Origin of the sequence: Paenibacillus sp. JJ1722, from assembly GCF_048282685.1 — a bacterium.
Classification (GTDB): Bacteria; Bacillota; Bacilli; order Paenibacillales; family Paenibacillaceae; genus Paenibacillus; species Paenibacillus polymyxa_B.
The window spans coordinates 1,497,862-1,511,379 of the sequence record NZ_CP182500.1; the positions used below are offsets into that span (position 1 = coordinate 1,497,862).

Here is a 13,518-nt window from a genome sequence, read left to right on the forward strand (position 1 = left end):
TGATGGAGGCATAAACAATGAACAACAAATATTTCACGATTCAACAAGCAGCGGAAGGTATCTGGGGTGCTATTTCGGTACCTGGTAGTGGTTCGCTGGGGAATGCGGCAATTATTGACATTGGGGATTTGACCGTTGTTGTGGACACAACCAACCTACCGCATTCTGGTGCTTTGTTACGTCAAACCGCAGAACAATTAACGAATAAACCAATTAAATATGTGATCAATACTCATTTCCATGGAGATCATGTCAACGGCAATCAGGAATTCATGGAAAGTGATTTTATATCTACCGTTTGGACAAGAGATTTGCTATCTGAAATGGGTAAAGTGAATATTGATCTAATGCAACAAAACATTCAGAAGTTAATAAATAGCCTACATCAAGTACGTTCACAAGAAAAAAATCCGCACATGTTAACCGAAATCGGCTATGATCTTTCCGTGCAGAGAGCCCTGTATGATGCTATCCCTTCCCTTCGTAGGGTGATACCTACGATAACTTTTGACGATAAACTAGTTATAAAAGGAGCAAAACGCACTGTCGAAGTTTTATCCTACGGAGGCGGCCATTCTTTAAGCGATGCCGTTATTTACGTGCCTGAAGAACGAACCTTGATTGCTGGTGATTTAATAACCAACAAGACGATTCCGGTCATGCCATACGGTAATCCATACGCTTGGATACGCATCCTTAGACGCATTCAAAGAGATCTGAAGGTAGATACTGTCATTCCCGGGCATGGAGATGTGTCCACTCCAGATAAAATCCTAGATGTCATTCGCTTTTTAGAAAAAACGATCGCTTATGTGTCTGAAGCTGCGACGAGCGGAAAACCAGAGTCTTACTGGTTAAATGAAGGTGTATTAAATGGCTATGAAGATTGGCATCTAGCTCAGTATTTCAGATGGAATTTTCGCTGGCTCTTCGATACAATGCTTGTTCAAAATAATAGATGAGACACAACTAGCACTCCCTTTAACTCCACCAGATTCACAAGGCCAGTTCTGAATGTCAACCCGGCAGCACGTTTGGGTATTTTCAAACGTAATTGGCAGTCTGCTTGTTAGGTTAACCTGCCACGTTAGCTTAACATCGCCGTTCAGTCTACAACTTTTCAGCAGATTGCCGTAATATGTTAGATCTGGAGATAAAGACGCGGAGGTGTACAGAAAGCTTAAAAGTTAGTTGCTTGCTTTTGAGCAAAATAACTATATTATGGGCCGGATAAGTCTACACTACGAGATATCGTCATTCTGGAGAGTTGGGAGCGGGATAGAGCATACCTATGCGGCCAAGAGAAGGTGAGATATTTTAGAAAATTAAATTCTCAGAAATATCATTGCTACTTTGTATACCCCATTATACAATTGTAAGGAAGTTGTTGATTAGAATGAATTATGTGGGGGGCAACATGGTTATTTGAATCACAAAAAATCACATGAAAAATCACAATTCCGGCGAATGAGGGCGGATGTAGATGAATAAAACTTTCTGAAGATAAGCCCAAACAAGCTATACAATAGATGATAAGTTTTACGACGTTCCTCTGCGAGAATCAATCAAAGATGGGCGGCATGATGTAATAGGTTTGAAAAAAACTTATGCATCAAGGGCTTCTATGATTAGACGCCCTGTTTGACCACATAGCGTAAAACAAAAGGCTGATTATGGACTCTCTCATAATCAGCCTTTTTAATGATCCAAAATGCAGTGTTATATAGATTTACACATGATCTATAAGGGTTTTTCGGTTCATTACATTTAAAATGAAAGCGTTGACATGTATTTCAACCCGCTATATACTTAGCTTAATTAAATGAATAGCTCTAGGATTGTTACTGTTACGCGGGCAAAACCTAAGGAACAAAATGTTAAGATCCAAGGATCTTATGTATTTTGTTATCTTAGGTTTTTTTGTTTATAGAGAGAGGAAGGTTAAATACAAGTGGTTTCGGCACTCTGCTGAAGCCATTTTCTTCTATTTATATGTTCACATCTGAGAGGAGCGACAAACTTGGAATACAAATATGAGCTGGTCCAGGCAGACAATCATTTTCCGTGAAAAATTTTAGTTCATTCCTCAAATGAACCAGCGTACATACCTGGGCATTGGCACGACAGCATCGAAATATCCTATGTGCTTTCAGGAAGAATCGACCATATCTACATCGATGGCGCGAGTTATAGCTCCAAAGAAGGAGATATTGTGCTCATTAATTCGAATGCCATTCATTCCTTTTCTGTAGCTAAGGGAAAAGGGAGAGAGGCTATAACGGTTCTGATTCCTTCTGAATTTATTAGAGCAAATGTTAACGGCAGTGACCCGATTTCATTTGACTGCGTATCCATTTTTGAAACTAACGAGCAGAGATTACTGCATTTTGCGGAGCTGCGTGATTTGTTAAACACCTTATTTGTGGCTTATCTCAACCGGCATAATGACCCTTTAGCGCATATCCATTTAACGTCATTATCTTATAAACTGGTGTATCTGTTATTAATGCATTTTAAAATGGATCATGAATCTATCCGTGGCTTTAACTCCGATAAATATTTGGAGCGGCTGACGTTGATAACCGATTATATCAAAAAGAATTACGATCAAAGCTTATCCTTGGATTCGATAGCTCAGGTTTTTGGGTTGTCTCCCGAATATTTGTCCCGGTTTTTTGTGAAGCATGTAGGGATGACCTTATTTCAATATATCAATGCCATCCGTCTGGAGAGATCTTATCGTGTTCTTATGAATACGGATCATTCCATTATACAAATTGCGCTGGAGCACGGATTTCCGAATGAGAAGTCTTTTGCCAGGGTATTTAAAAAGGTTTATCAGGCAACACCGCATCAATATCGAAAAGAGAACAAGGGGTATTCTGGAGCAAGGAGTCAGTAATTGACCTGAATTAGGCTAATAAAAGACAGGATACAAATAAAAAAATCATTAAAATAAATAATGTAAGCGTTTTATTAATGGACCCGGGAGGTAAGACATCATGTTTAAACGGTTTCAAAAGGCTGCTAAAACAACTATGTTATTCACTTTAGCTATCGGTACGACCCTTGCTTTCAATTCCGGTGCATGGGCCAAGGATGTAAAGATACAGCCCACCTCGTACCGGACGGTTGCGGAGGTTAAGGATTGGGGAGCAACCATTACGAAGATCATTGTTAACCTGGGAAAGCCGGTACCTAAAGATGCGATCACCAAGGATACATTTAAGGTGCATGTAGAAAGAAGCGATAGCAGGCTGGTAAATCCTATTTTTGAGGAAGGCAACCGGAAAGTCACCAAGGCCTATGTATCGGACAAAAGTGGCAACCCTGTAAATAAAACCGGAAGCTACGTTGTATTGGAAATGGAAATCGGCCCGGCCTTAACACTAAGCTCCGCTATTCATTATGATGCGGCAGGCTCCGGGTTTAATGCATGGAATGATAACAAATACACGATCACGCAGCAAAAAGCTATTAAAACCAAATCAGGAACGATTTCCGGCTTGAAGATTGATACTTCCGCAGGAGAGATACGGAAGCTGGTTGATCAATATACAACTGGCAAAGCTACTTTTGACGGTGTTACTTTAACGTATGTGGACTACGCACCGGCACAAGACAAAGTGAAAAACCCTCTAGTGATCTGGCTGCACGGTATGGGTGAGGGAGGTACCGATCCGACGATTCCGATTTCCGGAAATAAAGCAGCGAATTTTGCTTCTAAGGATATCCAATCCTATTTTGGCGGGGCTTATGTGTTGGCACCTCAGACCCCAACCTACTGGATGGATGGCTTTACAGGCTTTGGGGACGGAACCTCCAAGTACGAGCAAGCATTGATGTCCTTAATTAAGGAGTACGTGGCCAAAAACAAAGACATTGATACAGATCGAATCTATATTGGCGGAGACTCCAACGGTGGTTACATGACTATGCTGATGATCCGTGATTATAAAGATTATTTTGCAGCAGCTGTGGTGGCCTGTGAAGCCTTAAAGGACAGCCTTATTTCCGATGAACAAATAAACGAAATGAAGAACCTGCCGATCTGGTTTGTGGCTGCCAAAACCGACACCGTAGTACCGCCCAACGATTATGCGATTCCGACCTACAACCGTTTAGTGAATGCCGGAGCAAAGGATGTTCATATGTCGTTATTTGATAACGTAGTGGATACCTCTGGTTTGTACAAGAAGAGCGACCAAACACCGTATGAATACAACGGCCACTGGTCCTGGATTTACGTGTATAACAACGAAGTATCGAAGGTGATTGACGGAAAGAAAACAACCATGATGCAATGGCTAGCCTCCAAAACGTTGGACTGAAAGGTATAGCTAGCAAATGAAAATAGCAATATGATGTAATAGGCTTCTTTAAAGTTCAATGAAAAACTATTGAAAAATAGATTATGCTTTTGGGAAGCCAGCCTTACCGTACATTCTCTGAGTCATTCGTTAACAACACGTTATCGCTCGGCATTATCAGTTCCTTATTGGGTTTTCGCAAAATCCTCATGTATAAAACTCCGTCAACAAATAATTGACGGAGTTTAATTGTTCTCTTTCACTTATTCACTTCAATCAGCCCATCCGGTTTTTCCCGATTAGAGAGTAATTCGGATACCGTAACGAAGGTGTATCCTCTCTTCTTGAGCTCGGGTAGAATAATTTTCAAGGCTTCAACGGTTTGTGTACTTTGATGTACATAATCGTGCATGAGGACAATGTCGCCGTTACGGGCGTTGCGAAGGACTTTATTAGCGATGCGATGCACACCAGGTTTTCGCCAATCTAAGGTGTCCTGATGCCAGGACCATAAAATAATTTTCAGCCCTTTCTCCTTGGAGAGCTTAACCAGCGAATCGGTATAGGAGCCGCCGGGTGGCCTAAAAAGATGGGTTCCCGTACCAGTTGCCTGAACGATGCTCGCCTGAGCTTGATCCAATTCGGACAGAGCTTTGTTGCGGGAAATGTACTGAAAGGATGAGTGAAGAAAGGTATGGTTGCCAACTTCATGCCCTTCTTCTCGTTCCCGTTTGACAAGGTGAGGCAGCTTTTCGACACGACTGCCGACGACAAAAAAGGTCGCTTTAGCATCATATTCTTTAAGCAAATCCAAAATGGCAGGCGTGTTGCTTTCGTCAGGTCCGTCATCGAATGTGAGAGCGATAAGCTTACGATGGGTAGGAACTTCCCATACAATGTCGCCCCGTTCTTCGTAATAGGCCCTTCCCTTTGTAGGAGCAGGGGAGGCGTATGATGTGGCTTGTGCATTGGTAGATGGAGTGGGGCAAGAGCTGATACACAGTAAAGAAACAGCGATTCCAGCGCACAGCAAACGGTTATATTTCATAAGGCTTCTTCTCCGTTCTAACGTATTCTCACATTAGCTTGCCAAGAAGAAGCATATACCATTCCTCGTTTCTGAAATTCATCCATTCCAATCACTTAAAATTAGATCTAATTGCTTCTTCAGCAAGGCGCAGATTACGGAGTTATGCTCAAAAAGAGTGATAGCTTGCTTGTTGATAACATCCTGTACCCATGATAAGTTGTACATATCCATCCTTGGTTTCAATGTGCAGTTGAGGTAGGTCATTGTCCAGTTCGTGAGAGTCTTAATCTAACGAAAAATGAAGAGGTCGACGGGACAAGCCGCAAAAGCTGATCTGAGGTCAAGGAGCTGCGACTCGTTCCTGAACTTCGAACAGGAGATGAGACGGGATGAAAACAAATGAAAAAGAGTTGCGAGCTATTAGTCTGACGTTAGAAGCGGGCGAACACATCCGATCATATATGGGGTGTACGTATGATTTGAAACAGAGCTCCCAGAAGATATCGCTTCATGGAATGCTGGCAGTGACGTCCGAACGAATCATCTTTTATTCCTGCACTATGGGTACTCCTTGGGTCAAGTTCATCAATTATCACCATATTTCACTGGCTAAGCTAGATAAGGATTTGTCGGATTCTAGGGGGAACATCACGCTGATCAATCAGGGTGTGAACGAGGTGTTCACCCACCTGCCGAGTGGAGATTGTATAGAGGGCTTTGTAGCTGTACTAGAGCAAGAAGCAGGTATCTCTTGTGAGAACTAATGATTATGGAAAACAAATAACTAAAACCTCCAACTTCGTAATGTGCCAAGAAGGCTCCTTACAGAATTTGGAGGTTTTTTTGTCTTTTAATTAGAGAGAGATATGGATCGAGCGCTAACTCAATAGGGTTATAACCAATAAATTATATAATACCAGCGGCAGAATGACATTGTTGTAGGCATAGGAGCGATCAGGGGTTGTGGTGCCTGAGAAGGGTGAGTGATATTGCTGAGGGACTCTCAGATACAAATGATCCGCATCGATGTGCACAATCGTTCCTTCATATACTTGATGATCCATCGTTTGGACCCTGACCGTGTGATTCATGTAGGGGCTTAATTGATAATGCAAATGATCGCGGATATTTTTGAGTTCGGCCTGTAACTCCGGTCTAGCTTGATATAAAGTTTGCGGACTGACGGTGTTGTACGGCATTCGCCTCTAACCTCCATACCATGTAATGATGCATCGTATGCAGGAGTCTATGTCTTTGTGCTCATACCTATAGAGAGTTGCTTTTACAAAAAGAAAAAACATTAACATTTTACTCCAGCCCACTTGACGTTCCCTTTACATCGAAACGATACACTTACTGAGGTTGGTTTGAAAAGAAAGGGGCGATCCGTTTTGGGTGAGCTTAACAAATCTATGGGACTGGGGACGAGGAGTCAGCAACAGACTTCGTCTAAAGCCCGCATACGCACGGGTTCGCTAAAAATTCAAAGACTGCGCGAAAACGCGCTGGCGTATACCTTTTTGGCTCCATCGCTTATTTTGTTTGCTGTATTTATGTTTTATCCGATGATCAAGTCCGTTTATCTCAGCTTGCATTCTACAGATCCCGCAGGAAACGTTGCAGCTTATGTGGGATTAGATAATTTCACTACACTTTTCAGCTCGGGACTGTTTCTGCAAGGGATTAAGGTGACACTCCTGTTTGCACTGCTAACAGTACCAGTAGGTATTTTATTGGCGCTGGTACTGGCTGCACTTACACACAGTAAATTACGGGGAATGCGTATCTTCCAGTTTGCCTTTTCGCTGCCGATGGTGTTGTCGGTCGGTTCATCTGCGGTCATTTGGAAATTTCTTTTTCATCCGACACTGGGGATGTTCAACTATGTGCTTTCCCTGCTACATATCAATCCGGTTCCATGGCTGACCAGCCCGGATTGGGCGCTGTTCTCAGTAGCCATGATGACCATCTGGATGAATCTAGGCTTCAATTACATTATCTTATCAAGCGGACTTCAAGGGATTCCAGATGACATGTATGAAAGTGCCAAAATGGACGGAGCTGGCCCGCTCGTCACGTTCTGGCGTATCTCCATGCCACTGTTATCACCGACGATCTTTTTTGTAACAGTAGTTTCCATCATTGGAGCCTTCCAGTCTTTTGCTCAAATTAACATTTTGACCAAAGGCGGCCCGGTGAACAGTACGAATGTATTCGTGTATTCCATCTATCAGGAAGCTTTCGTTAATTTCCGGTTTGGAACGGGGAGCGCGCAGGCGATTGTCTTGTTTGCTGTCATTCTGCTGCTCACGATGATTCAGTTCAAATGGGTGGAAAGAAAGGTGCATTACCAATGAAAAGACACCTGAATTCAACATTGCTGTATGTGCTGCTTACGATTGCAGCTGCTCTCATTTTGTATCCGGTTATATATACGTTTTTTATGGCAGTCATGTCGCCGGAGGAAGCAAGCGCTTATCCACCAAGCTTTCTTCCACATTCTTTTCATATGGCGAATTTCACTGAAGTGTTTGAAATTGTACCGATTGCAGCCTTTATTGGAAATACATTTCTCATTTCGGGTCTAACCATGATTGGGCAGCTGATTACAGCCAGCTTGGCGGCCTACGCCTTTGCCAAAATGGAATTCAAGGGGAAAAACTTCATTTTCAGCATGTTTGTAGCGACGATGATGATCCCTTGGGAAGTGACCATTATTCCAAACTACCTGACGGTACGAAGCTGGAACTGGCTTGATACGTATCAAGGATTGACGGTCCCTTTTCTGGCGACGGCATTCGGGACATTCCTATTAAGGCAATTTTTTCTCCAGCTTCCCAAGGAACTGTTTGAGGCGGCTCGTATGGATGGGTGCGGGCATATCCGTTACTTTCTGTTCAATGTGCTTCCGTTATCGCGCCCTGCGCTCGGAACACTGGCTGTGTATTCGTTCCTGAATATGTACAATTCGTACCTCTGGCCTTTACTGATCACCAATAGCGAGAATATGCGTACGGTACAAATCGGAATATCCATGCTCGAATTTCAGGAATCGACTTCATGGAATCTGGTATTTGCGGGTACGGCCCTAGTCATTTTACCGTCTCTGCTTCTGCTGATCTTTGGACTAAAACAGTTGGTTCGTGGAATGGCAGCGGGTGCGCTTAAAGGCTAAGCACATATGTCAAATGAAAAGCAACACCTGCGCAAGCAGCCCATATACAGAGCTTCAACACACAAGAATACGCAAGAGAATGCCAATTCAAGAATCATTTAATCAAAGGGAGAGAAGAGAGATTATGGGATTTTTTCGTCTGAAAAGTGCATTGACCCTGCTTATTCTGACTGCCATGGTGGTTGCAGCAGGTTGTAGCAATAATACTGCTGCAGAGAAGCCGAGTAATGGTAGTGATGGGGGAGCAGCGGCTTCTCCAGTGAAGCTGACTTGGTGGCATTCGATGTCCGGTAACGGTGAAAAAGCAATCAAGCAGATCGCTGCTGACTTTAACGCCAGTCATAAGGACATTCAGGTAGAGCCAGTATATCAAGGCAAATATGATGACAGCTTGAACAAGCTGAAAGCGTCGCTTGGATCCAATAGCGGACCGGACATCATTCAGGTATACGAAATCGGCAGTAAATTTATGATCGACTCCAAAATGATCACACCCGTACAACAATTTATTGATGCAGATAAGTTTGATCTGTCGCAGCTAGAGCCGAATATTACACGATACTACACGATTGATGGTAAATTGAACGCCATGCCGTTCAATACGTCAAACCCGATTTTATATTACAACAAGGACGCATTCAAAGCCGCAGGACTTGATCCAGCTAATCCTCCGAAAACGTATGATGAGTTCGAAAAGGCTGCAAAAGCCTTGAGCAAGGATGGTAAATCCGGTGCTTCCATTGCCATCTACGGCTGGTTCATGGAGCAACTGTTTGCCAATCAGAACGCGGATTATGTGAATAATGGCAATGGTCGTGATCAAGCGGCAACGGAATCCATGCTGAATTCGGATGCCGGTGTAAAAACGCTGACGTGGTGGAAGAAAATGATCGATGAAAAGGTTGTATCCAATCTGGGACGTAACTCGGACGATACGGCAAAGGCTTTTTCCGCAGGACAAATTGCGATGACGCTGGATTCCACCGCTTCGCTGCGTAATATTGTGGAGCAGGTTGGCGATAAATTTGAAGTAGGCACAGGATTCCTGCCAAGATCCAATGAAGCTAAAGAAGGCGGCGTGGTTGTAGGCGGCGCAAGCTTGTACATCATGAACAACAAGCCCGAAGCTCAGCAGAAGGCAGCATGGGAGTTCATTAAATTCGTCGCTTCCCCAGCTGTACAGGCACAATGGAGTGTAAATACTGGGTACTTCCCGATCACGAAAGCAGCCTATGACGAGAAGGTACTCAAAGATAATATGGTAAAATATCCGCAATTCCAGACGGCGGTTGACCAATTGCACGCATCGGCACAATCCACCGCTACACAGGGCGCGGTGATGGGCGTATTTCCAGAAGCGCGTCAAATCGTAGAAGGTGCAATTGAGGCCGTGCTGAGTGGCCAGCAACAGCCAAAACAGGCATTGGATCAAGCTGCACAAGAAATTACAGGCAAAATTGCTCAATACAATCAAACCGTAAAAAAATAGTCGGCCTTCCCTTAAAATCGGTTGATAATCTGTAGAATGGCCCCCTTATCATCCGATTTTATGACATAACGGATCGAATGAGTGACCCCCTCACTTATTCGATCCGTTTTTGCATTTTCATTTTTAGAATGAGTGTTTAGACGAAATGTCTAAAATGAATTATTTTCATTTTTCCTATTGCTGGATAACTAAAAATGGGCTTATAATAAATACATAATTTTTGTACTGGACGGTCAGTTCAAAAAAGGAGGAAGCATGAAACAGCAGACAAAGGAAATTATTTTTAACGGCGCACTCAAAGCTTTTTCCGAACGAGGCTTTAATGAAACAAATATGGAGGAAATCGCCAAGGTATGCGGCATAGCCAAGGGCACCCTGTATTACAATTTTAAAAACAAGCAAGATTTGTACATTTACATTTTGAAGATGGGGATGGAGCGTTTTGTCCGGGATATCCATGAAGCAATGGCTCATACTCCTAAAGATCAGGTGGAGCTTAGGGTTCGTAAGCTGATCCAAGTACATATTGAGTTTATTGTGAGAGAGCCGGACTTTTGCCGTCTATTGGTCAGTAAGGGCTGGGTTTCACAAGAGCAGCATTTTAATATTAGGCAGGTGCTGGCTGATTATTTTGATTTTATGGAGGCAGAGATCGATTCCGGTAAGTTATATGGGAAAATTTCAAGTAAGCTGGATGCCAAAACAACAGCCAATTGCTTATTTGGGATTTACATTTTCGCTCCGATGCGGTCTATGGTTTGGGGCGAAACGATGAATCTGCAAGAGGTTCGAGAAAGTATTGAAGTATTTGTGTGTAATGCATTGGGCATGCAACATTAATAGACAGATGGAGTGATGAGAACATGAAAGCTAAAAAATATACGATTTACGTCGTACTTATTATTTTAATCGCGGTTGGAATATATGCCTTGACTGCTTTTCCACGGGGTGGAAGCAGCTTGTCTGCGGATCAGTCTTCTTCCATTCCTACGGCTTATGTGGAGTCGGATACCCTCAATGCCAGCTTTAAAATGGCAGGACGGATTGACCAGATGCTCGTCAAAGAAGGCGATCAGGTTAAAAAGGGGCAGGTGTTAGCCCATCTGGAAAGTCGCGAGTTGGAAGATAAGGTGAAGCAGGCACAGGCGGCGTTGCTGGCAGCCAAGAGTAATGTATCCAAAGCAAAAGCTGGAGTGTTGCAGGCTCAAGCAGGAGTAGGCCAGGCACAGGCCACTGTGAGTGCTGCTCAGGCCAAGAAAAGCCAAGGTACGACATCGGTCAGTGTGACCGCAGAGGCTTCCTCCAGCCAGATCGAACAGGCCAAAGCGGCTGCGAACGCCGCCAAGGCAAAACTGGATGCCCTCAAGAGCGGGGCAAGACCGCAGGAGCTTGAGCAATTACAAGTATCTGTGAAGATAGCCAAGGAAACGCTGGACCTGACCGTTAAAAATTTGGAGCGTGCCAAAAAGCTTCAAGAAGCCGGAGCAGCAACCCAGGCATCTTTGGATCAAGCGACATTGGAACATCAACAGGCAGTGGCCAAATATAATGCAGAGTCGCAAAAATTGGATATGGCACGGGAGGGAAGCCGCAAGGAGGAAATTACGGCGGCTGAAGCTCAATACCGTCAAGCCTTGGCTGCGGTGAAGGAAGCACAGGCAGGAGCGGGCAAAGTTGCTGTGCAACAGGAAGACGTCAAAGCTGCTCAGGCTTCGGTAGAGCAAGCGCAATCCGCTGTGAAGGCGGCGCAATCCACAGTTGAGCAGGCACAATCTGCGGTTGCAGGTGCCAATGCTCAGGTAGCCCAAGCGGAAGCCGCGCTTCAAGAGGCTCAGACCTATTTGAGCTACACTACGCTATATGCGTCAGTAGATGGAATCATAAAATCCAAGTCGCTTAGCTTAGGTGAAATGGCTAGCGCAGGATTCCCGGTCTATACCATTGAAACTTCGACACAACGTTGGGCTAAATTCTATGTACCTGAAACGTCTCTGAACGGTCTTCAAGCAGGGGATACAGTCCAAATTAAATTGCTGTCTGGCGGTAAGGAGCTGAAGGGTAAAGTCATTCTGTTAGAATCGGCTGCGGACTTTGCCATTCAAAAACCGAGCCAAAGCTCCGGTGACAAGGATGTCCGTTCCTTCGGTGTTAAAGTAGCATTGCCAGACCTTGCTGCTTCGGTTCCAACAGGCTCCACGGTTCTGTTTACAGGCAAAGGGGCGCAGTAATATGCAGGATTCACAGGAAAGACTTCGTATCCGCGATGTGTTTCGCGAGGAATGGCTGAGCATCTTCCGGGACCGCCGCTTTATGGCTATTCTGCTGATTACGCCGATTGTGTATACGATACTATTTGGCTTCCTGTATTCACATCAGCGGATTACCGAGATGCCTGTCACAGTGTACGACGGAGATAATTCGCAGCTCAGTCGCCAGATCATTCAGGCGTTTGATTCGACCGATTCATTTGCCGTTACACGGCAAGCGACCAATCAGGAAGATGTTGTCCGTCAGGTAGAGACCGGGGAAGCTAAGGTCGGAATCGTCATTCCCGACAACTTTACGACTCGGCTTAAGCATGGGGAAAATCCACCCGTGCTCACGCTGATTGACGGCAGTAATATGATGTATTCCAACAGCGCCAGTCGGATTGCGAATCAGGTTATTAGCAGTGTGAGTGCCGGAGTATCGGTCAATTCCATGAAGCAAAAGGGAATGAACTCCGATCAGGCTGCCGCGACGCTGACTACCATCCCGTTCCGGTCCAGAGTGTTGTTTAACCCGGTATATGATTATAAACTTTTCATGCCATTAGGGGTTATTTCTGCGGCTCTCCAGCAGTGTTTGCTGCTTGGTATTGCGTTGTCTTGCACGCGTGATAAGGAAGCAGGGACTTGGGGGAGATTTGGTGCATGGAGAAATACCCCTTGGCGTATGGCTATTGCCAAACTGGCACCGTATTATGCAGCGGGAGCTTTCAATGTGCTGACTGTATTCAGTATCAGCGCTTTATGCTTCGATATTCCGTTTAGGGGACAGGTATTACCGTTGATTTTAGTGTCGCTGGCCTTTAACTTTGCACTGTGCGGGTTAGGATTCCTATTCAGTCTCTTTTCCAAGACTAGAGTGGATGCGACCCAAACCCTGATGTTGATTGCTGTTCCTTCCTTTATGCTATCAGGCTATACGTGGCCATTAGAGGCAATGCCCGGCTTCTTGCGGGGGCTTGCTGAAATATTGCCACTGACGTATTACCTGGATGCTGTACGGAATATCACGCTCAAAGGACTGGATATCACATACATCTTCAAAGATATGATTGCCTTGGGCGTCATTGGTTGTGTGAGTCTGCTGGTGTCCTTCGCGATCTATCCGTTATTCTTTAGACAGCACCAGACGACAGGGCAGCATGCCGATGTGCCCGCTCAAGAAGGATTCACGCTAAAAGGCTGAGAGCAACTTTAAATATGGATATCATAAAAAGTCAGATCAGGATTAAATCCTGATCTGACTT

The 13,518-nt window shown here is 44.4% G+C and carries 12 protein-coding genes; 10 read left to right on the top strand and 2 right to left on the bottom strand.

The window, feature by feature from the left end; genetic code table 11:
- The first annotated feature begins 17 nt into the window (after positions 1 to 17).
- The 3 genes from ACM1ND_RS06620 (at position 18) to ACM1ND_RS06630 (ending at position 4,331) form a co-directional block, all read left to right on the top strand.
- A complete protein-coding gene (locus ACM1ND_RS06620) occupies positions 18 to 962 on the top strand; it encodes an MBL fold metallo-hydrolase (protein WP_418027344.1) in 945 nt (314 codons plus the stop codon).
- A gap of 1,181 nt (positions 963 to 2,143) precedes the next feature.
- On the top strand, positions 2,144 to 2,902 hold the full coding sequence (locus ACM1ND_RS06625) for a helix-turn-helix domain-containing protein (RefSeq protein WP_418027346.1): 759 nt from the start codon (positions 2,144 to 2,146) through the stop codon (positions 2,900 to 2,902).
- A gap of 100 nt (positions 2,903 to 3,002) precedes the next feature.
- On the top strand, positions 3,003 to 4,331 hold the full coding sequence (locus ACM1ND_RS06630; protein ID WP_076294988.1) for a prolyl oligopeptidase family serine peptidase: 1,329 nt from the start codon (positions 3,003 to 3,005) through the stop codon (positions 4,329 to 4,331).
- A gap of 238 nt (positions 4,332 to 4,569) precedes the next feature.
- On the opposite strand, the gene ACM1ND_RS06635 is transcribed toward ACM1ND_RS06630, so the two are convergent.
- Entirely contained in the window at positions 4,570 to 5,358 is a 789-nt protein-coding gene (locus ACM1ND_RS06635; RefSeq protein ID WP_023987570.1) for a polysaccharide deacetylase family protein, read from the bottom strand.
- 371 nt (positions 5,359 to 5,729) lie between these two features.
- Between ACM1ND_RS06635 and ACM1ND_RS06640 the strand changes: the two genes are divergently transcribed.
- Positions 5,730 to 6,104: a PH domain-containing protein gene (locus tag ACM1ND_RS06640; RefSeq protein ID WP_023987571.1), complete on the top strand. Its 375-nt coding sequence runs from the start codon at positions 5,730 to 5,732 to the stop codon at positions 6,102 to 6,104.
- A 114-nt stretch (positions 6,105 to 6,218) separates the two neighbouring features.
- Here ACM1ND_RS06640 and ACM1ND_RS06645 read toward each other — a convergent pair whose 3' ends face one another.
- Positions 6,219 to 6,539 (bottom strand): hypothetical protein, encoded by a 321-nt coding sequence (locus ACM1ND_RS06645; RefSeq protein WP_023987572.1) that lies wholly within the window; start codon positions 6,537 to 6,539, stop codon positions 6,219 to 6,221.
- A 192-nt stretch (positions 6,540 to 6,731) separates the two neighbouring features.
- Between ACM1ND_RS06645 and ACM1ND_RS06650 the strand changes: the two genes are divergently transcribed.
- The 6 genes from ACM1ND_RS06650 to ACM1ND_RS06675 all read left to right on the top strand — a co-directional run bounded on the left by ACM1ND_RS06650 (position 6,732) and on the right by ACM1ND_RS06675 (position 13,457).
- Entirely contained in the window at positions 6,732 to 7,697 is a 966-nt protein-coding gene (locus ACM1ND_RS06650) for a carbohydrate ABC transporter permease (RefSeq protein WP_023987573.1), read from the top strand.
- Positions 7,694 to 8,515, top strand: coding sequence for a carbohydrate ABC transporter permease (locus ACM1ND_RS06655; protein ID WP_418027349.1), 822 nt, complete (start codon positions 7,694 to 7,696; stop codon positions 8,513 to 8,515). The genes ACM1ND_RS06650 and ACM1ND_RS06655 overlap by 4 nt, the downstream gene beginning before the upstream one ends.
- 124 nt (positions 8,516 to 8,639) lie before the next feature.
- Entirely contained in the window at positions 8,640 to 10,004 is a 1,365-nt protein-coding gene (locus ACM1ND_RS06660; protein ID WP_023987575.1) for an ABC transporter substrate-binding protein, read from the top strand.
- A gap of 255 nt (positions 10,005 to 10,259) precedes the next feature.
- Positions 10,260 to 10,844, top strand: coding sequence for a TetR/AcrR family transcriptional regulator (locus ACM1ND_RS06665; RefSeq protein WP_023987576.1), 585 nt, complete (start codon positions 10,260 to 10,262; stop codon positions 10,842 to 10,844).
- Positions 10,845 to 10,867: 23 nt separating this feature from the next.
- Positions 10,868 to 12,232: an HlyD family secretion protein gene (locus ACM1ND_RS06670; RefSeq protein WP_418027351.1), complete on the top strand. Its 1,365-nt coding sequence runs from the start codon at positions 10,868 to 10,870 to the stop codon at positions 12,230 to 12,232.
- Position 12,233: 1 nt separating this feature from the next.
- Positions 12,234 to 13,457 carry an ABC transporter permease gene (locus tag ACM1ND_RS06675; protein ID WP_023987578.1) on the top strand — a complete coding sequence of 408 codons (1,224 nt, stop codon included), beginning with the start codon at positions 12,234 to 12,236 and terminating at the stop codon, positions 13,455 to 13,457.
- Positions 13,458 to 13,518 lie beyond the last annotated feature (61 nt).